Here is a 21,416-nt window from a genome sequence, read left to right as displayed (position 1 = left end):
ACGGTTCAAACCCGGGGGACGTGAACGAGCGTCCTGGTCGAACCCGGGGGACGTGAGAGAGCGAACGGTTTAAACCCGGGGGACGTGATAGAGCGTCCTGGTCAAACCCGGGGGACGTGAGAGAGCGAACGGCTTGGCGGTGGCCCGGCCGCAGGCGTCTAGTCGAGTACCAAACCCTTGCCGCGGCCACGGGCCAGCATGACGGGATGGATCTCGCCGAAACCGCGGACATTCTCAGACTTCTGCGGAACCAGGACGAACCGGTCATCCTGGCCCAACGCAGCGGCGGTCATGGCATCCACCAGGACAGTCCCGGGTTGGGCCAACGTGGTAAGGCGGGCAGCGAGGTTGACCGTGGGTCCGTAGATGTCCCCCAGCCTGGACAGGATGCGACCCCAAACCATGGAGACACGGCATTGCGGCAGGATCTCGTCTTCAGTAAAGGCCTGCGCCAATGCAAGGGAAATCTCGGCCCCCGCGGCTGGTGTCTCGGCAATGTAAAGGACTTCGTCGCCCACAGTCTTGACCAGACGGCCGCCACCTACGGAGATAATTTCTGCGCACTTGTTCTCAAACCGCTGCACCAACTGGGCAAGCGTCTTCTCGTTCATGCGGCGCGAAAGGCTGGTGTAGGAGACGAGGTCGGCGAAGCCCACAGCGCGCGCCAGGGGCAATGGCGAATCGTCCTCATCGCCTTCACGGCCTTCCTCGCTGGCCTGAAGTCCGGCCTCGGCGCGAACCGCGAGGCGCTGCACACCGGCGTTAAGTTGACGGCGGTAGGAGTACACAAGGATCTCTTCAAGCGAATCCACCAGGGCCGGCAACTGACCTACCAATTGCTTGCGCGCCACTGCATCCGGAATCCCCTGCTCGGAGACCATGTCTTCGACCAGCGCTTCGATCTGCCAGACCACCATCCGATCTGTCATCTGCCCGATTGAACGGGTGACGGAGATGGCGGCTTCCTCTGTCAGTATCCCGGCCCGGACGAGGTCCAGGATGGTGGACAGGGCGGCCTGGTCCCGTTCGGTGAAAGCAACGTCTTCGTCGCCGAAGTTCGGGAATCCCAGGGCACGCCAGATTTTGCGGGCGGACAGGATGGAAACGCCCGCCCCCGCGGCAACTTCTCGACGACGGAGCTTGCGTTCACCGCCCAGCAGCTTCGATTCCAGAGCTTTGATGGCAAGGCGCTCGGCGGACATGACACCAGTGGGGGGACCACTCTGCACCGCAACCGGAGCAGGGCCGGCGTCGGTGTCCTCATCCATGGAAGGCTCGGGGACGGCGTCGAACTCCTGGTCCAAGTCCCCGCCGGACTGCTGATCCTCAACGCTCATCTCTTCCACCTTCTCTCAGCTCCCATGGCAACTGGTCATAGTCCGTCAATACTTGGCCTTCAAAAACCTCACCTTGCGGGAGTTCATCCATGGCGTCAAGAATGAACCCCCGAAATTTTGCGACCTCGGGAACATCCGCCAGAACGGCCGTTCCGGAGTGCCCGGTATCCAAGGATATATTCCCGGAGTGCAATGTCCGTTGGAACATGCTCTGATGGACCCCCACATTGCGGATTGCCACGAGCGATACTTGCCAGTCCCGGCGTCGAAACATTCCGTATTTGGCAAGTATCCGCCTGCTCGTCAGGATGTAACGGACGGAATTCCAGCGCATCACCCGGCGCAGGCTGTAGCCAAGCACCAGCCAAGCTGCCAGCACCAGGCACAGCCCGATCAGCCATGGCGTCCATTCAACTGTAATGAAAGAAGCCAGGCGCTGGGGATTGCCTTTGACAATCCAGGCGCAGGCATAGCCTGTGAGGGCCGGAGCAGCAAGGAAGGCAAGCACGGGAAAGAAAAGGGAGCGGGCCTGCTGACGCGTGATGGTGATGACCTGCTCTCCCGGAAGCAACTCCTTACGCATAACCGCTTTCTGTGGCACGCAGGTGCACCACATCCCCAGCCGTCACCACATGCTCCCTGCCGCCGTGGTCTACCACCAGCAGGGATCCGTGCTCGTCCAGCCGCGAAGCATGGCCCACGAGTTCGAGATCTCCGGGCAAGTGGGCCCGTACTTCCCGCCCAAGGGTGACCATGGCCGACTCCACCCGCTTGTGCAGGGAAGCTCCGCCGGCCAAACCTGCGGCGGGGTCTCCTTCTGAATTGCAGAAACTGCGGTAAAGCCGTGCGAAGCGGGACAGGTAGCTTTTCAACAGCGCGGTACGGTCCGTCGTCGTGGCCCCTTCCAAGGCCAGCGACGTAGCTGTCTTGACCGGCAATTCCTCCTCAGCCAGCGTCACGTTGAGGCCCACGCCGAGGATCACTGCGGGAACCGAGCCATCGCTGATGTTGGTCATCTGCGCCAGGATGCCGGCGATCTTGCGGCCGTTCACCAGGACGTCGTTGGGCCACTTGATATCGGCAGTGACCCCAGCCGTTTCCTGCAAAGCTTCACGCAGGGCAACCGCAGCCAGGAGGGACAGCCACGAGTAGCTCTGGGTGGGTACCGGCATGCCTTCGGCTGTGACAGGACGAAGCACCATGGATACAGACACCGCTGAGCGCTCGGGCGACTCCCACTGCCGGTCCAGCCGTCCACGCGCCGCCGTCTGGTGTTCAGCGGTCAGCACGGAAAGGTCAGTCCACTTCTTGGGCTCAACGGTGACCGCCCGCACCAGGTCCTGGTTGGTGGAGCCCGTGGATTGGACGATGTTCAGTTGCGAAATGCCCGCTGCCGACAGGAACTCCGGCTGCAGCAATGCTTCACGGTCCAACGCGGGCCGCTCGGGACCGGCGGCCGGGATGTGGGGTTCGCTGCTGTCTGGCTGTTCGGCATCCATAGCTGAATCCTATCCATTCGCGGCGAACACAGATGGGCCGCGCCCTGAAAAGGGTCTGGGAATACACCCCGAGAACGCCGAGTGGAAATCAGAGGAAGATGTCCGGAACCAGGCGGTCTTCGGGTGCACCGAGGCTGTAGGTCGAAAAATCCGACACACCGGCTGCTGTCAGGACCTCCTCGTCCGTGAAGAATTTGCCTGTTGCCCCGGAACCGGTCAGGACAGCATGTGCGGCATCGGCCATGATTTCGGGGCCTCGTGCTGCTTGCACGATTTGCTGCCCGCCGGGCATGTTCCGGATCGCGGCTGTATCAATCAGCGTGCAGGGCCAGAGGGAGTTGACCGACACGCCGTCGTTCTTGAGCTCTTCGGCCAATCCCAGGGTGGTCAGGCTCATTCCGTACTTGGCCATGGTGTAGGCAAGATGCATGCCGGCCCATTTCGGGTCCAGGTTCAGCGGCGGGGACAGGGTGAGAATGTGGCCGTGGCTGGATTCCCTGAGCGCCGGCAGCGCGAGCTTGGAGAGCAGGAAGGTGCCACGAACGTTGATGTCCTGCATGAGGTCGTAACGCTTCATGTCAACAGCATCGGTCCGGGAAAGGTCAATGGCCGAGGCGTTGTTGACCACGACGTCGATACCTCCGAAACGCTCGACGGCGGCGGCTACAGCGGCGGCGACGTCGTCATCATTGCGCACGTCCCCAACGAGCGGCAAAGCCTGCCCACCGGCAGCGACCAGCTGATCGGCGGCGGTGAAAACTGTGCCTTCGAGTTTGGGATGGGGATCTCCCGTCTTGGCCATGAGCACGATGTTGGCGCCGTCCCGGGCCGCACGCGTGGCGATGGCCAAGCCGATGCCCCGGCTGCCGCCGGACATCAGGATGGTCCTGCCCTTGAGCGAGCCAGTAGCTACGTAGGGAGTCTGCGTCGGCGCAAGTGCGCCGGAAGCGTCGTTGCTTGAAGTCATGGGGACACTCTAACCCAACTATGTTACTGGCGGGTAACATGTGGGTGGCTTTGGCTTGGACGCGGAAAATTGTAGGGTTTCTACAGCGGTTCGCGGCAAAGGCGTCACTAGACTGGCCTGCGGGGCCTGTTCTTTGTACGGAAGCTACTTAAGCTTCATGACCAACACCGAATTGCGCCAGCGAAAATCAGCTACAGAGCCGGAGACACTTGATGAGCCACGATCTGACAACGACAGCGGGAAAGATTGCCGACTTCCGCGACCGCCAGGCCCGTGCAGAGCAACCTTCCGGCCCGGAAGCGATTGAGAAGCAGCACGCCCGGGGCAAGAACACTGCCCGCGAACGCATTGACCTCCTGGTTGATCCGGGCTCCTTCGTCGAATTCGACGCCCTCGCAGTGCACCGCTCCACCGCTTTCGGCATGGAGAAAAAGAAACCCCTCGGCGACGGCGTGGTCTCCGGATACGGAACCGTTGATGGCCGCCTCATCGCGATCTACAGCCAGGACTTCAGCGTCTACGGTGGCTCGTTGAGCCAGGTCAACGGCGAGAAGATCGTCAAGGTCCAGGAATTCGCCCTCCGCAACGGGTGCCCTGTTGTGGGTATCAACGACGGCGGCGGCGCGCGCATCCAGGAAGGCGTCGCCTCGCTGGCCATGTTCGCTGACATCTTCCGCAACAACGTCCATGCTTCCGGCGTTGTCCCCCAGATTTCCCTCATCATGGGCCCGTGCGCCGGCGGCGCCGCCTACTCCCCTGCTTTGACCGACTATGTGGTGATGGTGGACAAGACCTCGCACATGTTCATCACCGGCCCTGACGTCATCAAGACGGTCACCGGCGAAGACGTGGACATGGAAACCCTCGGTGGGGCACGCCAGCACAATGCCACCACCGGAACCTCCACCTACCTGGCCTCCGATGAGGCTGACGCGATCGAGTTCGTGCGCGAACTCCTGGACTTCCTGCCCTCGAATAACCTCTCGGAAGCACCCGTGGTGGAGCACGACCAGGAACTGGAACTCAACGACGACGACCAAGCACTGGACGCGCTGATCCCCGACTCCGCCAACCAGCCGTACGACATGCGCAAGGTCATTGAGCAGATCGTGGACGACGCACACTTCCTCGAAATGCAGTCCCTGTACGCCCCTAACGTGATGATCGGCTACGGCCGCGTTGAGGGACACACCGTGGGCATCGTGGCCAACCAGCCCATGCAGTTCGCCGGCACCCTGGACATCTCCGCCTCGGAAAAGGCTGCCCGCTTTGTCCGGCACTGCGACGCCTTCAACATCCCCATCATCACCCTGGTGGACGTCCCCGGCTTCCTGCCCGGCAAGGACCAGGAGTTCCAAGGCATCATCCGCCGCGGGGCCAAGCTCCTCTACGCCTACGCCGAAGCAACGGTCCCCAAGCTCACGGTCATCACCCGCAAGGCTTACGGTGGAGCGTACATCGTGATGGGCTCCAAGAAGCTCGGCGCGGACCTCAACCTCGCATGGCCCACCGCCCAGATCGGCGTCATGGGCGCCCAGGGTGCCGTGAATATCCTTTACCGCCGCGACCTTGCTGCCGTTGCCGAAGCCGGCGGCGACGTGGAAGCCAAGCGCGCCGAGATCATCCAGGGCTACGAGGAAGAACTCCTCAACCCTTACCAGGCAGCTCAGCTGGGCTACGTAGACGCCGTCATCGCTCCGTCCGACACGCGCCTCCAGATCATCCGCGGCCTCCGCGCCCTCCGCGACAAGCGCGCCAGCCTGCCCACCAAGAAGCACGGAAACATCCCGCTGTGACCACGCCCAAGCATCGCGCCGATTCGGCGCCGGACGCCGCTCCCGCAGAACCCGCCGTCCCGCTGTTCTCGGTGGTCAAAGGCGAACCGACAGCCGAAGAGCTCGCGGCACTTGCCGCCGTCGTGGTTTCACTCGGTACGCAGCAGGAGGCTGCCGCAGCCAAGCCGAACGTCCGGCATTGGGTGCGACGCCAGCAGCTGCGGCTGGACCCGTCACCAGGCCCTGGCGCATGGAAGCGCAGTCGCGGCTAGTTTTCCCGCACGTAGAAAAGTTCAACAACCCTTTCACGTAAGCGGTGTCGCGGCTAGGCTCTGTGGGTGACTACTGCAAACACTCCAGTACGCCCGAAGTCCGCCATCGATGCCGTAGCTGACGCGTACACAGAAAAGTTGATCGAACTCAATCCCGGCTTTGCCACCACGCTGGGCCTGCCGGGACACGAAACCGAATACCAGGACTACTCCCCTGCCGGTGCCGAGGCTCACGCGGAGGCCACAAGGTTGGCCCTGGATGCCCTGGCAGGCCTTGAGCCGTCGGACGACGTGGATGCCGTCACCCTGGACGCCATGCGCGAGCGGCTCGGCCTGGAATTGGAGATCCACGAGTCGGGTTGGGACCTCGCCGACCTGAACAACATTGCCTCTCCTGCCCAGGACATCCGCGCCATTTTCGATCTCATGCCTACCGAGACCGTTGAACAGTGGGAACACCTTGCCGGCCGTGCAGCCAACGTTCCTGGCGCCATTGCGGGCTACATTGAGTCGCTTCGCTCCGCTGCCGACGCCGGGAAAGTAGCCGCCGCCCGCCAGGTCCGGATCGTGATCGAGCAGACCGGCCGCTACGCCTCAGAGGATGGCTTCTTCGCCAAAATGGCCACCAACGCTGCTATTGGTGGCTCCCCGCTGCCCGCCGAGGTTCAGTCAAAGCTCGACGCCGGGACTGCGGCCGCGCGTTCTGCGTACAGCGCCTTGGGTGAATTCCTTCGGGACGAACTGTTGCCCCTGGCGCCGGAGAAGGATGCAGTCGGGCGCGAACGCTACGCGCTGGCCTCGCGTTCATTCGTTGGGGCCGAAGTAGATCTGGAAGAGACCTACGCTTGGGGCGTTCAGGAGCTCGAGAGGCTTATCGGCGAGCAGGAAAAGGTCGCGGCGCAGATCAAGCCCGGCGCCTCCATTGAAGAAGCCAAGGCCGTACTCAATAGCGACCCTGCCCGCCAGATCAAGGGCACCGACGCCTTGAAAGCCTGGATGCAGGAACTCTCCGACCGCGCTGTCTCCGAGCTGGCCGATGTCCACTTCGACATCCCGGACGTTATGAAGACCCTCGAATGCATGATTGCCCCCACCGACGAGGGCGGCATCTACTACACCGGCCCTTCCGACGACTTCTCCCGGCCCGGACGCATGTGGTGGTCAGTGCCGGCAGGCGAAGACACCTTCACCACCTGGTCCGAAACCACCACCGTTTTCCACGAAGGGGTGCCCGGCCACCACCTCCAAGTCGCCACGGCAACATACCGCCGGGAACTCTTGAACAACTGGCGCCGCAACGTCTGCTGGGTCTCAGGCCACGGTGAAGGCTGGGCGCTCTACGCCGAGCAGCTCATGCTGGAACTGGGCTACCTCAAAGACCCAGGTGACCACATGGGCATGCTCGATGGCCAGCGGATGCGGGCAGCCCGCGTAGTGTTCGATATCGGTGTGCACCTGGAACTGCCCGTCCCCGAACGCTGGGGCACCGGCACCTGGACGCCGGAGAAGGGCTTCGACTTCCTCAAGGCCAACCTCGACATCAGCGAAGGCCAGCTTCAGTTCGAATTCACCCGCTACCTGGGCTGGCCGGGACAAGCTCCGTCCTACAAGGTGGGGCAGCGTCTGTGGGAGCAGATCCGTGCCGAGCTGGAGTCCCGTGAAGACTTCGACCTCAAGTCCTTCCACAGCAAGGCGTTGAACATCGGCTCGGTCGGTTTGGACGTGCTGCGCCGGGCGTTGCTGGGCTGACCCGGCTCGAGTGCCTCCGGCCAGAAGCTGGGGGCACTCGATGTGCTGCGACGCTGGTTCAGTCAAACTCCATGAAATCCCGTACTGCCGCAATCAGCCACTCATCCATCGAGTGGTATTCCGCTGCCTGGTGGCGTACGGCCGCCCCAGTTGCGTCCCGCATCACGTCGTAGTCATCGACGACCACGACGTTCTTTCCGGTCCAGCAGGCCACATCATCGTTATCGGACCTGCAGGCAAAAGGAATCAGGTTCCAGCCAGGGAAAACCTCGTCTGTGTGTTTCATTCGCTGCGCCTGCTGTGCTCCTCGTAGGAGTTCCCAAGGTTCCAGATCCACTATGCCTCGCTCGATCATGCGGTCATAAAGAACTGGCAATGCAAGATTCTGCGTCAATGGTTTTCCTCCCAGTGGCCGTCAAGCACATCTGAATTCTCGAACAGACTCTACAGTTCATTTCACATCGTGAAGGAGCTCCCTCAACCGAGTTTCCGTAGCGTCGACGTGCGAGACGAGATCCTCATTATCAATGGTCCGCAACACTGCCGATATGGCCGTTCGTAAGACATCAGATTCTCCGTCATCGACAGCTGAGGAATGGCCCGGGAGGCACTCCTGAAGCAGCTCTTCACGAGGGTCGTCTACCTCGTATCCAGGTGTTTCAAGAATCCAGCACATTATCATCCATGTCCGGGCTGTTCCACTAGCTCAGTCGATTTGTTGAAATGAATAGACCATCGGCGTGATGCGTAACATCTCGTGCAACTTCCACGTTGATTGTGTTGTTGCGCCAATCTGGAAGGCGAAGCGTCCACCGCCGGCCAATTCGCTTGCCACGGCATCCCGGTTCGACTCGGTGATACCCCTTGTCAACGTCAGGGTTCCACAATCGGAGGTGCTTATCTGCACCCGCGACCAGGTCCCTCCCCCTGACCCGAGACCGCCCTCCGCACCCATAACCGTGCATTCAATGGACACTCTATGAGTCTCGTCATACGCATCCGAAACCGTCGCCACAATAAATATAGCGACAGGCACCAGTAAGGCCGAGGACACGATCGTCCAAAAAACCCATCGATCCCTCCGGAGTTGCCTCTGCGACTTCTCGGATAGATGGCCTGACACCTCCCGACCCGTTGATGCGCTCATGTTTCCTCCTTGAGATACGTGCCCTATTCATTGGCGAGCACCAGAGTCCCTACCGCGGCAACTGGTATCGGGTCGGGGGTAAGACTGCAGAATCGGCCCTATGGAAGACGCCCCCCAGCGATTGGGTAACCCCTGCAGCAATCGTGAAAACTGCGGGATGCTTGTCCCTCCCCCTACCCAACGCTAGGCTTTTTCGGCTGTCTCGGCCAGATGAGCATATTGCCGTCGCATAGGTAAGGTCCGGAAGTTACCCAACTAGCAAGGTCAACTTTTGTCTAATGAATAGAAAACGCGTTAAGTGAAAGAGCAGCTGTCTGGAAATATGTCACCACATTTTATTCAAACAAACTTTTCTGACCGTCAAATGTGAGGCCAGGCACTCGCATTACCCAAGGGAGAAGGTCCGTATCAGCGAAAACATGAATTGAGCATTCCCCCGTAAAATGAAAAACAAGATCCGAAGCCCCAGGGGTCGCCGCAGATATGGCCTCAAGTGAGCTACCGATTAACCTCTCTGCCTCAGCCTCAAGGTTTTCGGATTCCCAAGGAATCGTGCCTTCTGGTGTTTCAAGTTCCCACGGGCAGTTCAACGCAAGCGACCAATTCTCGCCCATTATGCACACGAATGGGTCGTTGGCCACTATGTGCGTTACCGACAATGGCAGAGCGTCCCTGAGAAGGGCGAAGCGGTGATTAGTCATGGCATCAGGTTGACGTGCGTGCGTTCGCGGACATAGAGAACCCGGTCAGACCTCGTAAGACCACTCGGCGGCTGCACTGGCTTTCCAGTAAAAGGATTGATCAAGCCATCATTCGCATTCGTAAATGAAGCCCTAAGTTGGGCAGCGCCTGAAGGTTCCATAATTCGCACTAGACTACCATCCGGCATGCTGTACATCATCCCTGGGGAAGTTGTCGGTACACCATGAAAACCCGCTCTTTGAAAACCTGTTTCCAAGGTGGTACGACTCGTCGGTATCACAACTCCGTCTGCGCTAGCAATGAATGCCGATCCAGCCGGATTAGACGAAACCATTGGTGAAGGCGGCAATTCGCCGAGGCGGGTCGTGGGCAGGGCCCGGAGGTCGACCCTGTTTGCGGCGCCTCCGATGGGGAGTGCGCCTGTTCCTCCGCCGAGGGCTGTTGCGCCGAGGAGGCCCGTTGGGGTGTGGGGTCCTGGGCCGGTAAGGTAGCCCCCGGCTCCGCTGATCGCCCCTTCAACTCCGTTTTCCACGGCCATCCGGGCCACGGGATTGTTGACGAGTTTGCCCGCCATCATCCCGACCCCGCCGCCGATCATGCCGAGGCCGCCGGAGATCGCTGCTTGGCCCCAGTTGACGTGGCCGGTGGTTGCTTTTTGGATGACGACGTCGGCGCCGAAGCTCATCAATCCCATGCCCGCGAGTTGTCCGCCGGGGACGAACATCAACACGGCCCCGCCGACCACAGCGGCCCCTCCCACGACGTATTCCCAGTTGTCTCCGAGCCAGTCCCCCGCTGCGGCGATGGCGCCGCGGGAGGACCCGTCGTAGGCTTTCAGGTCCGCGTCGGTCAGGGGCCGCAGGCCGGTGGGGTCGGTGGTGTTGAGGGGGTTGTTTCCGGCGTAGGAGTAGGGGTTCCCGTCCCAGCCCGCGCCGAGGACGGGGGCGAGGGGGTCGGTGGAGAGGAATCCCCGGGTGGCCGGGTCGTACGCGCGTTTGCCGAGCCATTCGAGCCCTGCGATGTCGATCCCGCCACCGGCGGTCAGGCCGATACCGGCGGGCAACACACCACCCAGACCACCAGCAATAGCAGCTAAGGGGCTGCCCGGGTTGGGTGTGGTGGGGGTGCCGAGGACGGCCCAGGGATCGTGCTGATCGGTGGGGCGGGCGGCACGCCACCCGGGCGTGGTCCACGCGTCGCCGATGCCGGTGACACCGCCGGGCAGGGACAACACCTGGGTTGTGTTGGCACCGGCGAGGGTCGGCACGGGCGCTGCGGTGTCCCACCACAATGGTGTGCCGTCCACGGTGGCGAGTTCACCGAGCGCGTCGACGTGGAGCCGGTGCCGGTTTCGTTCGGCCCCGTCCCGATCCTTCTCGATGGTGCCGGTGAGGTAGCCGGTGGGGCCCCAGGCGTATTCGGTCCAGGACCCGTCGGCCCCGATCACCCTGACCCGGCGGCCCAGCCCGTCATACACAAACTCGGTGACCGAACCGTCAGGTTCCGTCACAGACGACAGCTGACCTGCGGCGTCGTACTCAAAAGTGCGCGCCCCGGTGGGGGTGGTTTCGCGGAGAAGCCGCCCACCGGCGTCGTACTCCCACCCCACCACCGAACCCGACGCCTCCGAGCCAGTCACAGTGGTGGTGGCGGAGACCATTTGCCCGGCAGTGTCGTACCCGTACCGGGTCACGACCCCGCCCCTGGACAGACCGGTAATCCGGCCGCCGTCCTCACGACCGATCAACGTCACATCAGCAGCACCCGGAGGGTTGGTGCCGTTGTCGGCGGTGGTGGTGCGTGTGTGCTCGACGAGTGCCCCTCCCCGATACACCCATTCCTGTGAGTATTCCCCGGCGGTCGCGGTGGTGATCCGCCCGGAGGCATCGTGGGTGAAGGCCGCGTCCCCGAGCAACGGGTTCGACACCTTCACGACCCGGCCCGCGGCGTCGCGGATGTAACGGGTGGTGGTGCCGGTGGGGTCTGTGAAGGCGGTGCGGTTCCCGTCACCGTCATACTCCCACCCCAACACCTGACTCCCGGTCCCGGTCCCGGTCCCGTTGGAGCGGCGGGTGAGGAGGCCGCGGCGGTCAAAGCACAGTTCGCGCTCCACCGCATACCCCGCCCCGCCGGTATGGTCGGTGATGACCACCCGCCGGCCGGCCACGTCACGTTCAATGGCGGCGATCAGGGCACCGTCCACCGAGGTGGACGCTTCCCGGCCCGCGGCGTCGTAGGCCCAGGTGGTGGCGTGCCCGTCCGGGTCCGTCTGGGAGAGTTGCCGGCCTGCCGCGTCGTAGGTCGCCGTGGTGACCCTCCCGAGCGGGTCCGTCACCGAATCGACTTGGTCCGTGGCCGTATACGTGCGGGTCGTGACCCCACCATTGGGGTCGGTGATGCGGGTGAGCCGGCCGCGGGTGTCGTACTCGAAGCCGGTCCTGCCACCCACCCCGTTGATGGTCCCGGTCAGTTCCCCGGCGAGGTTGTATTCGAAGCGGCGGGTCCCGTACCAGGAATCCTGGGCAAAACTCAGCCGCCCAACCTTGTCGTACCCGTACCGGGCCGTCCCGTCCCCGGGGGTGTGCTTCGCGGTCAACCGGCCACACGCGTCGTAAGCGAACGTTTCGACCTCACCGGTGGGCAGTCTCCTCGCGGTGAGGCGCTGGTCGACGTCGTAGGACAGTTCCGTGACCGCCCCGACCGGGTCAATGCTCTTCCACGGGCGGCCGCAGTGGTCGTACTCGAACCGGGTCACCGCCCCCGTCGGTGAGGTAATCGAGGTAATCTTCCCCGCAGCGTCACGGCCCAGGACCGTCAACCCGCCCTCACCATCGACCAACTCGACAGGGTTGCCCGCACCGTCATACGTGATGAGTTCCGCGGACCCGTCGACAGATTCGATTTTCGTGGGCCGGCCGTACTCATCAAAACTATAAGTATTCGCGGCGAACGCGTCCGTCAGGGACGCCGTCCCGGCCGTCCGGTCGGTGACCGCCCCGGTCCGGACACCGGTCGGATCGATCACGGCGGTCAGGGCACCGACCGTGTCGTACTCCCGCACCCAGTCATGCCCGGCAGGGTCCGTGATACCCACCAGCCGGGAGAGGTTGTCGTGGGTGAAGCCCCACCTGCCCCCGTCCGGCAACACCGCAGCCGTGAGGTTACCCAGCTCATCAACCACCCGCTCCACGACCCGGCCGAGCGGGTCGGTGGTGCGGGACAGTTCCCCGTTGGGGGCGTACTCGAACACCGTCCGGCCCCCATCCGGGGCGACCACCGCGGTGGTCCGGCCCGCGGCGTCGTGCTCGAACGCCCACACCGCCCCGTCCGGGTCCACCCGACGCACCAACACCCCGGCCTCGTCATAACCGAACCGTGTCTCAGCCCCCGACGGGCTCACCGCCGCCACCGGACGGCCCGCCCGGTCCCGCACAATCCTCGCGGTGTCACCTGCGGCGTTGGACGTTCCGGTCAGGTCCCCGAACCCGTCGTACTCAAAACCAATCATGACCCCAACCGGGTCCGTGACCTGGGTCAGGAGCCCGTCCCGCCACACCAGCTCGGTCCGGCCACCCAACGGGTCAACCACCACGGACGGGTCCCGGGACAGCTCATCGGCGTACTCATAGGTCACGACGGACCCGGACGCGGTCACCAGGGTGGTGATACGGTCCTGCTCGTCCCAGCCGTAGCTCAGGTCCGCGCCTTCCGGGGTCACGGTCCGGATCTTCCGGCCCCGGGTGTCGTAACCATGGACCGTGACCGCGCCGTCACGCTCGGTCAAGGACACCAGATTCGAGTGCCCGTCATAAGACATGGACTGGCGCCGGTCCTCCGCGTCCAGCACCCCCACCAGGCGGCCCTTCGAATCAGCGACCCAGGAATTCGACCGGGACCCGTCCTCATCAGAGACCACCGTGACCCGGCCCGGTAAATAAGCGAACCGCGTCCGCCGCCCATGCTGAGTGACCTGCATGATGACCCGGCCGGCCTCGTCATACGTGTTTTCGGCCTCCACCACACCCGCGGCCGAGACCACCGACCCGATCAAGCCCTGCTCGTTCCACCCATACCTACGGGTGCCGGTCTCCGTGCCCACGGTGACCAAACGGCCCTCGGCGTCGTACCCGTACTCAACCCGGCGCCCATCCGAGGAACGGACCACCCCGACCACACCATCAACGTAATCAATCTCCACAAACCGGCCCCGCACATGCACCAACCGGCACACCACACCCGGCACACCACCATCGACCGCAGTCTCCGCAACAGATGCAGCCGCGGCTTCACGGTGGGCGGAGATGGTCCGGCCGGGCCCTGCCCCGGTCCCGAGCCACACCCCGGCAGTGGTGTAAGCCCACCAACCGCCCTGGTTATCAGTCACAACCAACACCTCGGTAACACCTTCGGGGACCGAGGTCAGCTCCGCCAACCACGGTTCCTCGACCGGGTGGCGGGTGAGCCAGTAGTTCTCCCCGACGGCGCGGGCCCAACCCGCACCCTCACGCGGGAAGTCCACCGCCCGGCCGTCGGCCATCACCCACCGGCACCCCTCATCAGTCAGGACCAGGTGCTGGTCCAGCACCGACGCCCACCCCGGACCAAACACCCCAACAGTGCCCAGGCCCGAACCGAGAGAGTTATACATCCTTGTGACCGCCAGGTCCGCGGCCGCCCCGGCGAACCCCAGATCCGTTTCCGGTTCAATGAAATTCCCCGTGGCCGTGTTCACCGGATCATTGGCATACCCGGACGAGGGCACCGCCCCGGCCGCCGTCGGCGGGTCAATGACCAACCCCGTCCGGGTCCCCGAAACCCCCGCCGCGGCCAACGCCTCGTTCACCGCCGCATCCGACAGGGTCGAGACCGCACCCTCACCCCCGGCAGCAGCAAACGCGTCCGCGACCACCAACGCCCACCCCGCGTCTGCCTCATTCGCCGCCAAATACTGCCGGAACGCGCTCACCACACCAGCAGCGTCGATCCGGCCCCACCCGCACCGGTCCGCGAACGAAGACAACTCCGACTCCAAAGACCCCGGCACCGACGCAACACCCTCATCCAGACCACGCGAACCCGCAGCGAAAGTCCGCAACGACTCCGGACGCGCCGAGGACACCCCGCCCCCAAACCCGCCACCCGGGCCAGGGGTCTCCCGCGACCCCGGCACCGGAGCCTCGGACGGGAACGACGGCCCACTCCCGGGCTCCATATTCGGACGCGCCTCCTCACCCCAAAGGCTGTCACCAAACTGCTCAAGCCAGTTGCGGTTGTTATGCCGCCGCACCCACTCGTTGTTCTCCCGACGCCGGTCATCCTCTTCCCGCGCACGCTCGATCATGGTGCCCACATACTCCGCGACTTTCCGCAACGCCGCGGCCAAGGACTCCGCGTCCCGGGACGCCGTCACCGCGTTCGCCGCGAACACCTCCGAAAAATGCCCCCGGAAATCCTCCCCCGCCCCGGTCACCAACGGCGTCCGCGACCCCAAATGCTCATCAACCCGCGACGCTGCGGACTCAAAAGCACCCTTCACCGACTCAGCAACCCCATACACAAACCGGCCACCATGGGCACCATCGGAATCCGGCAACAACGGCATCTCAACGAACTCGGTCACAACCACAGCCCCCCACAGAACAAGAACGCGAACAAAACCCAACAACCCACAAAAACCCGCACCACACCCACAAGGCACGACCCCGCACCACACCCACCGGCACCACAACAACCCGCGCTACAACCACCGGCGCTACAGCAACACAGTGCAACGGCCGGGCAACCACACCACGCATCAACGCAGCACGATCACCCGGCCCCCACACTCACACCAAAAAAGAATCAGGCCCCTCCACCAGCAGAGAAAATATCCTGCGAAATCTTCTGCAACTGACCCCGCAACTGCTCCAGCTCTTCCTTGGCCTTATCCAACGCAGCCTTCGTCTCCGGCCACGTCGAACCACGGAACTCAGCAGCCAACGGACCATCCCACACATTCGGATCCGACAACACACGACCCTGCGCATCCAACGCCGAAATCTGATCCGTAAACCCACCAGTAATAATCGACTGCACCTGACCAATAGCAGCCTTGGCCTGCTCAGTAGACAACACACGCGACATAGAACTTTCCTCCCAATAAGAACAATCGCAACACCCAAGCCAAACCAGCCCAGGCAACCAGACGCCCCCAAACTACCAACACCAACCAATAAATCCAACAAACAGAGAAACGATTGTGGATAAACGGGCTGGCGCACCCGAAGGGCTAATGCGAGACCTCTCGCGGCCGGAGGGAGTCGAACCTCTTGACTGCCGGGAGATCGGCGGCCGTCCTCACGCGCGGCCAACCGTCAATGACCGCAAGCTCCCCAAGCCACCCCGTGAGACCAACGTCACAAAGCTGCGGGAATAACTTTTGCGCACGTAACATTTCTCAACGTCCGTTCGCTATGTTATTGGCCATGCACCTAACGTGTTCCGGTGAGCACCTCAATCAACACTTCCCCAGCAGCTGGCAAGAGCGGCTTCCGGCTCCCCAAGTGGGCCGGTTCCTTCGGCGTCCAGATCATCGCAGCCCTCATAGTGGGCCTCATCCTTGGCCTCATCGCCAAGTACACGGGCAGCACCAAGACCACCCCCAACGGTCTGGGGGCTACCCTCCAAACGATCGGCTCCAGCTACGTCTCCTTGCTGCAGACCGCCGTCGTTCCTTTGATTTTCACCGCTGTGGTGAGCTCCATTGCCAACCTGCGCCAGGTCTCCAACGCTGCGCGACTGGCTTGGAACACCCTGCTGTGGTTCGCGATCACCTCGCTGGTATCGGTGCTGATCGGCATCGGCCTGGGCGTGCTCCTGCAGCCGGGCGCCGCAACCGGCATCACCGAAGAAGCCAAGTACGCCGGCAAGACCGGTGACTGGTGGGCCTTCCTGATCGGTCTCTTCCCCAAGAACTTCCTGGGTCTTGGCGCCAGCTCCACAGTGACCGAGAGCGCCAACGCTGCCACCACCGTCAGCACCGCGGTCAACTTCAACGTGCTGCAGATCTTGGTCATTGCGATCGCGATCGGTGTGGCTGCACTCAAGGTGGGCAAGCAGGCCGAAGCCTTCCTCACCTTCAACGCTTCCGCGCTGGCTGTTATCCAGAAAGTGCTGTGGTGGATCATCCGCCTTGCTCCGCTGGGCACCATCGGCCTGATCGGTAACGCTGTGGCCATCTACGGCTGGGACACCATCGGTTCCCTGGGCAAGTTCACCGCCGCCATCTACATCGGGCTGGCTCTGGTGCTGTTCGTCCTCTATCCCATCCTGGTGCGCATTCACGGGCTCTCCATCAAGCAGTACTTCTCCGGCGTGTGGCCGGCCGTGCAGCTGGCGTTCGTCTCCCGTTCCTCGATCGGCACGCTGCCGCTCACGCAGCGCGTCACTGAACGGAACCTCGGCGTCCCCTCCGGCTACGCTTCCTTCGCCGTGCCGCTGGGTGCCACCACCAAGATGGACGGTTGCGCAGCAATCTACCCGGCCATTGCAGCCATCTTCGTGGCACAATTCTTCGGCATCAACCTGGACTTCAGCCAGTACCTGCTGATCGTTTTGGTCTCGGTCCTGGGTTCGGCCGCTACGGCAGGTACCACCGGCGCCGTCGTCATGCTCACGTTGACCCTGTCCACGCTGGGTCTGCCGCTGGCCGGCGTCGGCCTCCTGCTGGCTATCGACCCCATCCTGGACATGGGCCGCACCGCGGTCAACGTGGCTGGCCAGGCACTGGTCCCGGCCATCGTGGCCAAGCGCCAGGGCATCCTGGATGAGTCGCTGTACAACGCACCCCGCAACGGTGCCGCCTTTGCCGACGAGTACGCCGCCGACAAGGCAGCAGCCGAAAGCAACGAGCGCGAACTGGCCGATACCAAGGCGTAGTCTCAACCTCTTTGGAAGTGCGCAAATCCCCCGGGGAGTTCTCCCCGGGGGATTTCCCCGTTAAAGGGGCCATCTCTGGATAGGCTCTGACCATGTTGATCGTCACTTCAAATGAAATCCCGGGCCACCGGATCGATGCCGTCTTCGGCGAAGTCATGGGCCTCACCGTCCGCTCACGGGACATCGGCTCGCAAATGCTGGCCGGCTTCCGTTCCCTCGGCGGCGGCGAGCTGCCCGAAATGACCAAGGCACTCTACGAAAGCCGCCAGGAAGTCATGGCACGCATGGTCAATGAGGCGCAACAGCGTGGGGCCAACGCCATCGTCGCCATGCGGTTCGACACCTCGGAAATGGGCACCAACTGGACCGAAGTGTGCGCCTACGGCACGGCCGTCTACGTACTGCCGCTCGGAGAGGGCGAGCCCGGGGCAACGGGACAGTCGATCTATCTGACCAAGTCGGCCGCGCAGCAGCAGAGCCAGCCGACTCCTCCCGCGCCGCCGGTGCCCCCGACCCAGTTCTAGTTCACGCTTCCGAGTCCCGCCCTGGTTCGCCCTCCTCCCTGTACAGGGCTGGCCGCGACGAACAAGGGCGGGACTTTTCGCATGCCCATCCGCCTCAAATTGCGCAGAGTGCAAACTTGCACTTAGTGTAAGTATGTGACACAAACCAGTAGCCAGGAAGCCGCTGCAGAGTCGCCCAGCACTGCTGAGTCAACAGCGCCCACCAGGCGCGAACTCAACAAGGCGGCCACCCGCAGCTCCATCGCATCCGCAGCCCTGGACCTCTTGCGCAGCAACGGGTCCGGCAATTTCACCGTAGAAGACATCGCGGCCGCCGCCGGTGTCTCGCGGCGAACCTTCTTCAACTATTTCCCAAGCCTTGAGGCGGCCCTGGCCTCCGTGGCCGACGGCTTCATGGACCACGCTTTGGAGCAGTTTCGGCTGCGTCCGGCAGATGAGTCGATCCTCGAATCCGCTCAAGCGGCCCTCATGGCGCTGGCCGATCCCATGTCCGTCGCCCCCATGGCCGAGCTGTTCAGCCTGACGCAGGACAACCGCCAGTTGGCCCGCTCCGAGCTTGAAGCCTGGGAACACTGCACCGGGCAGATCATCGACGCCGCCCGCAGCAGGCTCGGCGCCGGCGTCAGTGAGCTCTATCTCCACGCCCTGGCAGGCTCCGTGATTTCGTGCGGCAAAGCAGCCATGAACGTCTGGTTCGCCGACCGCGGGCCCGACCTCTCGGCGGAGTCCCTCGCGGTCCTTCGCCAGCACCTCATCGATGCGATGGGCCTCCTCGGAGCCGGCTTCGCGCCGCCGTCGGACGCGCCTGTCCCCACCTCCCCCTCCGCTCCAACCACCACAGATCGGTTCTGACATGGCCTCGTTCCTCTACCGTCTCGGCAAGTTTTCGTATCGGCGCCGCTGGCTGGTCATCTCCATCTGGCTGGCCGTCATGGTGGCAGTTGGCGGCTCGGCCGCAGCCTTCCACGGCACCATGTCCAACAACTTCACCATCCCCGGGACCGAAACCCAGCAGATGGCGGACAAGCTCAAGGAAGCGCTCCCTGATTCTTCGGGAGGCTCCGCCAGCGTGGTCTTCGATGCCGGGGACGGCGGATTCGACCAAGCCAAGAAAGACGCAGTGGCCGCTGCGCTGACCAAGCTTGAAGCCATGCCTGACATTCAGGGAGTGGTGAACCCGTTCACCACGCAGGAACAGTTGGACACGTCCGCCGGCGAGATCGCGGCCGGTGAAGCCAAAGCCGCCGCGGGCAAGGCACAGCTTGACGCAACCCGCGCGCAGCTGGAGGCAAGCGAGGCCCAACTGGCCGGGGCGGAACAGCAGCTGGCCGCCTCAGGCCTGACGCCTGCGGAGATTGAAGCACAGATGGCTCCGCAGCGCGCAGAGCTTGCGGCAGGCAAGGAAAAGCTCGACGCCGGAGCCAAGGAAGCTGCCGACGGCGCCACTGAACTCGCGCTGGGAAAGCGACAACTCGAAGCCTCCGAAGGCCTCCGTTTTGTCTCCAGCGACAACAAAGCAGCGGTAGCCCAGGTCCAGTTCAAGACCTCCATCAACGCCGTTGACCCCGCCGTCCGCGAACAGGTCCAGGAGATCGTCCACGGCGTCTCATCGGCCGGCGTCACGGCCTACGCCAGCAAGGAAATTACCGAGGACGTCTCGGAGATCTTCGGGATTGCTGAAATCGTGGGCGTCGCAGTCGCGGCCATGGTCCTGATCCTGATGCTCGGAACACTCATCGCGGCCGGGCTTCCCCTCCTGATGGCCCTGATCGGCGTAGCTGTAGGTGTCGGCGGAACGTTCGCACTGACCAGCGTCATCGACATGAGCTCCATCTCTCCAATGCTTGCCCTGATGCTTGGCCTCGCGGTTGGTATTGATTACTCCCTCTTTATCGTCAACCGTCACCGCACCCAGCTTCTGGCCGGCATGGACGCGGAGGAATCCGCTGCCTTGGCGACGGGCACTTCGGGCAATGCCGTGCTGTTCGCCGGTCTCACCGTCATCATCGCCTTGGCTGCACTGGTGGTTCCGGGACTTCCCTTCCTCGCCGTGATGGGTGTTGCGGCCGCAGCGACAGTGGCCGTCGCCGTCGTCGTAGCTTTGACCTTGACCCCCGCAGTTCTGGCCCTGATCGGCCGGAGACTCATTTCAAAGCGCGCCTGGGCCAAAGCCGCAAAGCACAACGCTGAGCCGGGCCACGAAGCGGCCGACCGTGAACGCGAAGAGAAGCGCAGCAGCGGGGGCTGGGGCGGTATGGTTACTCGTCATCCGTGGGTTGCCCTGGTTGCCAGCGTCGTATTGTTGGGCGCTTTGGCGTTGCCGGCCTCGCAACTGCGGTTGGCACTTCCCGACGGCGGTTCCGAGCCTGTCGATTCGCAGGCGTTCAAGGCCTATGACCTCACCCGCAGCAGTTTCGGTGAAGGCGTCACCGGACCGATCGTCGTCGTCGGCGAATTCCCTGAAGGCCTGAGCGAAAACGACGCCAAGAACAAGCAGTTCGATGTCGCGGATCAGCTTCGGAGCGTTGAGAATGTCATTGCTGCGGTACCGATCGCACTGAGCGACGATCGTCGCACCGCAGTGTTCCAGGTGATTCCCAAGGAAGGCCCGGCCAGTGCGGGTACCGTGCAGGTGGTATCCGATCTCCGCGCAAAGGGTGCTGTGATCAGCGATAACCTTGACGTGAAAATTGGCCTTACCGGACAAACCGCGGGCAACATTGACGTTTCCAACAAGCTCGGCGCTGCATTGCCGCCGTACTTGGCGATCGTCGTGGGACTTCCCCTGCTGCTCTTGCTGCTGGTCTTCCGCTCGATTGTGGTGCCCCTGCTGGCAACCGGCGGTTTCCTTCTGTCCCTCGCTGCTGCCTTCGGCGCCGTAGTTGCCGTCTACCAGTGGGGCTGGCTCGGAGGGATCTTCGACGTCGCCAATCCGGGCGCTGTCCTGAGCTTCCTGCCCATCATCCTCATCGGTGTGCTGTTCGGTCTCGCCATGGACTACCAGGTGTTCATCACCTCGGGCATGCGGGAATCGTTTATGCACGGTGAGACTGCCAAGCACGCGGTACGCTCCGGTTTCAGCCACGCTGCAGCCGTAGTCACCGCGGCTGCGATCATCATGGTCAGCGTGTTCTCCGGCTTCATCTTCAGCCACCTCACCATGGTCCGGCCGCTAGGCTTCGCCATGGCGTTCGGTGTGCTGATCGATGCCTTCGTGGTCCGCATGACCATAGTTCCAGCCGTCATGTACCTCTTGGGTGAGAAGGCCTGGTGGCTGCCCAAGTGGCTGGAACGGATCCTGCCGGATGTCGATGTTGAGGGCGCCAAGCTGGAGCGGACCGATCGTCGCAAGACCGACACGGGGGAACTGGTCCACTAACGCTCGATCACATAACAGCCGATATTCACGATCGCTCTCTCACTTGCTTGAGGCAAGTGAGAGAGCGATCGGTTTAAGCACGGGGGACGTGAACGAGCGTCCGGCTCAAGCACGGGGGAAGTGAGCGAGGGTTCGTATTAGGCTGGGG

The 21,416-nt window shown here is 63.2% G+C and carries 14 protein-coding genes; 7 read left to right on the top strand and 7 right to left on the bottom strand.

Features of this window, described 5'->3' with window-relative positions; translation table 11 throughout:
- Nucleotides 1-158: 158 nt before the first annotated feature.
- The 4 genes from LDN85_RS07215 to LDN85_RS07200 all read right to left on the bottom strand — a co-directional run bounded on the left by LDN85_RS07215 (nt 159) and on the right by LDN85_RS07200 (nt 3,803).
- Nucleotides 159-1,337: an adenylate/guanylate cyclase domain-containing protein gene (locus LDN85_RS07215; protein WP_223944997.1), complete on the bottom strand. Its 1,179-nt coding sequence runs from the start codon at nt 1,335-1,337 to the stop codon at nt 159-161.
- Nucleotides 1,327-1,920 (bottom strand): PH domain-containing protein, encoded by a 594-nt coding sequence (locus LDN85_RS07210; protein WP_223944996.1) that lies wholly within the window; start codon nt 1,918-1,920, stop codon nt 1,327-1,329. Before LDN85_RS07210 ends, LDN85_RS07215 begins: the two co-directional genes overlap by 11 nt.
- Nucleotides 1,913-2,836 (bottom strand): biotin--[acetyl-CoA-carboxylase] ligase, encoded by a 924-nt coding sequence (locus tag LDN85_RS07205; protein WP_223944995.1) that lies wholly within the window; start codon nt 2,834-2,836, stop codon nt 1,913-1,915. Before LDN85_RS07205 ends, LDN85_RS07210 begins: the two co-directional genes overlap by 8 nt.
- 88 nt (nt 2,837-2,924) lie before the next feature.
- A complete protein-coding gene (locus tag LDN85_RS07200; protein WP_091550700.1) occupies nt 2,925-3,803 on the bottom strand; it encodes an NAD(P)-dependent oxidoreductase in 879 nt (292 codons plus the stop codon).
- A 212-nt stretch (nt 3,804-4,015) separates the two neighbouring features.
- Here LDN85_RS07200 and LDN85_RS07195 point away from each other — a divergent pair, with 212 nt between their 5' ends.
- The 3 genes from LDN85_RS07195 (at nt 4,016) to LDN85_RS07185 (ending at nt 7,599) form a co-directional block, all read left to right on the top strand.
- Nucleotides 4,016-5,599: an acyl-CoA carboxylase subunit beta gene (locus LDN85_RS07195; RefSeq protein WP_091550702.1), complete on the top strand. Its 1,584-nt coding sequence runs from the start codon at nt 4,016-4,018 to the stop codon at nt 5,597-5,599.
- Nucleotides 5,596-5,850 (top strand): acyl-CoA carboxylase epsilon subunit, encoded by a 255-nt coding sequence (locus tag LDN85_RS07190; protein WP_091550704.1) that lies wholly within the window; start codon nt 5,596-5,598, stop codon nt 5,848-5,850. Before LDN85_RS07195 ends, LDN85_RS07190 begins: the two co-directional genes overlap by 4 nt.
- A 66-nt stretch (nt 5,851-5,916) precedes the next feature.
- Nucleotides 5,917-7,599: a DUF885 domain-containing protein gene (locus LDN85_RS07185; protein ID WP_223944994.1), complete on the top strand. Its 1,683-nt coding sequence runs from the start codon at nt 5,917-5,919 to the stop codon at nt 7,597-7,599.
- A gap of 58 nt (nt 7,600-7,657) precedes the next feature.
- On the opposite strand, the gene LDN85_RS07180 is transcribed toward LDN85_RS07185, so the two are convergent.
- The 3 genes from LDN85_RS07180 to LDN85_RS07170 all read right to left on the bottom strand — a co-directional run bounded on the left by LDN85_RS07180 (nt 7,658) and on the right by LDN85_RS07170 (nt 15,571).
- Nucleotides 7,658-7,993 (bottom strand): hypothetical protein, encoded by a 336-nt coding sequence (locus LDN85_RS07180; RefSeq protein ID WP_139183447.1) that lies wholly within the window; start codon nt 7,991-7,993, stop codon nt 7,658-7,660.
- Between the two features lie 1,450 nt (nt 7,994-9,443).
- Nucleotides 9,444-15,068, bottom strand: coding sequence for a DUF6531 domain-containing protein (locus tag LDN85_RS07175; protein ID WP_223944993.1), 5,625 nt, complete (start codon nt 15,066-15,068; stop codon nt 9,444-9,446).
- Nucleotides 15,069-15,289: 221 nt separating this feature from the next.
- Nucleotides 15,290-15,571, bottom strand: coding sequence for a hypothetical protein (locus LDN85_RS07170; RefSeq protein ID WP_026547649.1), 282 nt, complete (start codon nt 15,569-15,571; stop codon nt 15,290-15,292).
- A gap of 360 nt (nt 15,572-15,931) precedes the next feature.
- Between LDN85_RS07170 and LDN85_RS07165 the strand changes: the two genes are divergently transcribed.
- The 4 genes from LDN85_RS07165 to LDN85_RS07150 all read left to right on the top strand — a co-directional run bounded on the left by LDN85_RS07165 (nt 15,932) and on the right by LDN85_RS07150 (nt 21,268).
- Entirely contained in the window at nt 15,932-17,365 is a 1,434-nt protein-coding gene (locus LDN85_RS07165) for a dicarboxylate/amino acid:cation symporter (RefSeq protein WP_026547114.1), read from the top strand.
- Nucleotides 17,366-17,457: 92 nt separating this feature from the next.
- A complete protein-coding gene (locus LDN85_RS07160; RefSeq protein WP_026542732.1) occupies nt 17,458-17,889 on the top strand; it encodes a YbjQ family protein in 432 nt (143 codons plus the stop codon).
- 135 nt (nt 17,890-18,024) lie between these two features.
- Complete coding sequence (locus LDN85_RS07155) at nt 18,025-18,741, top strand: TetR family transcriptional regulator (RefSeq protein ID WP_026542733.1); 717 nt, start codon at nt 18,025-18,027, stop codon at nt 18,739-18,741.
- A 1-nt stretch (nt 18,742) separates the two neighbouring features.
- Nucleotides 18,743-21,268 carry an MMPL family transporter gene (locus LDN85_RS07150; RefSeq protein ID WP_223944992.1) on the top strand — a complete coding sequence of 842 codons (2,526 nt, stop codon included), beginning with the start codon at nt 18,743-18,745 and terminating at the stop codon, nt 21,266-21,268.
- Nucleotides 21,269-21,416 lie beyond the last annotated feature (148 nt).

Origin of the sequence: Arthrobacter sp. StoSoilB20 (assembly GCF_019977295.1) — a bacterium.
GTDB classification, from domain to species: domain Bacteria; phylum Actinomycetota; class Actinomycetes; order Actinomycetales; family Micrococcaceae; genus Arthrobacter; species Arthrobacter nicotinovorans_A.
Note: the sequence above shows the minus strand (reverse complement) of the source record. Positions and strands in the feature narration are given on the sequence as shown.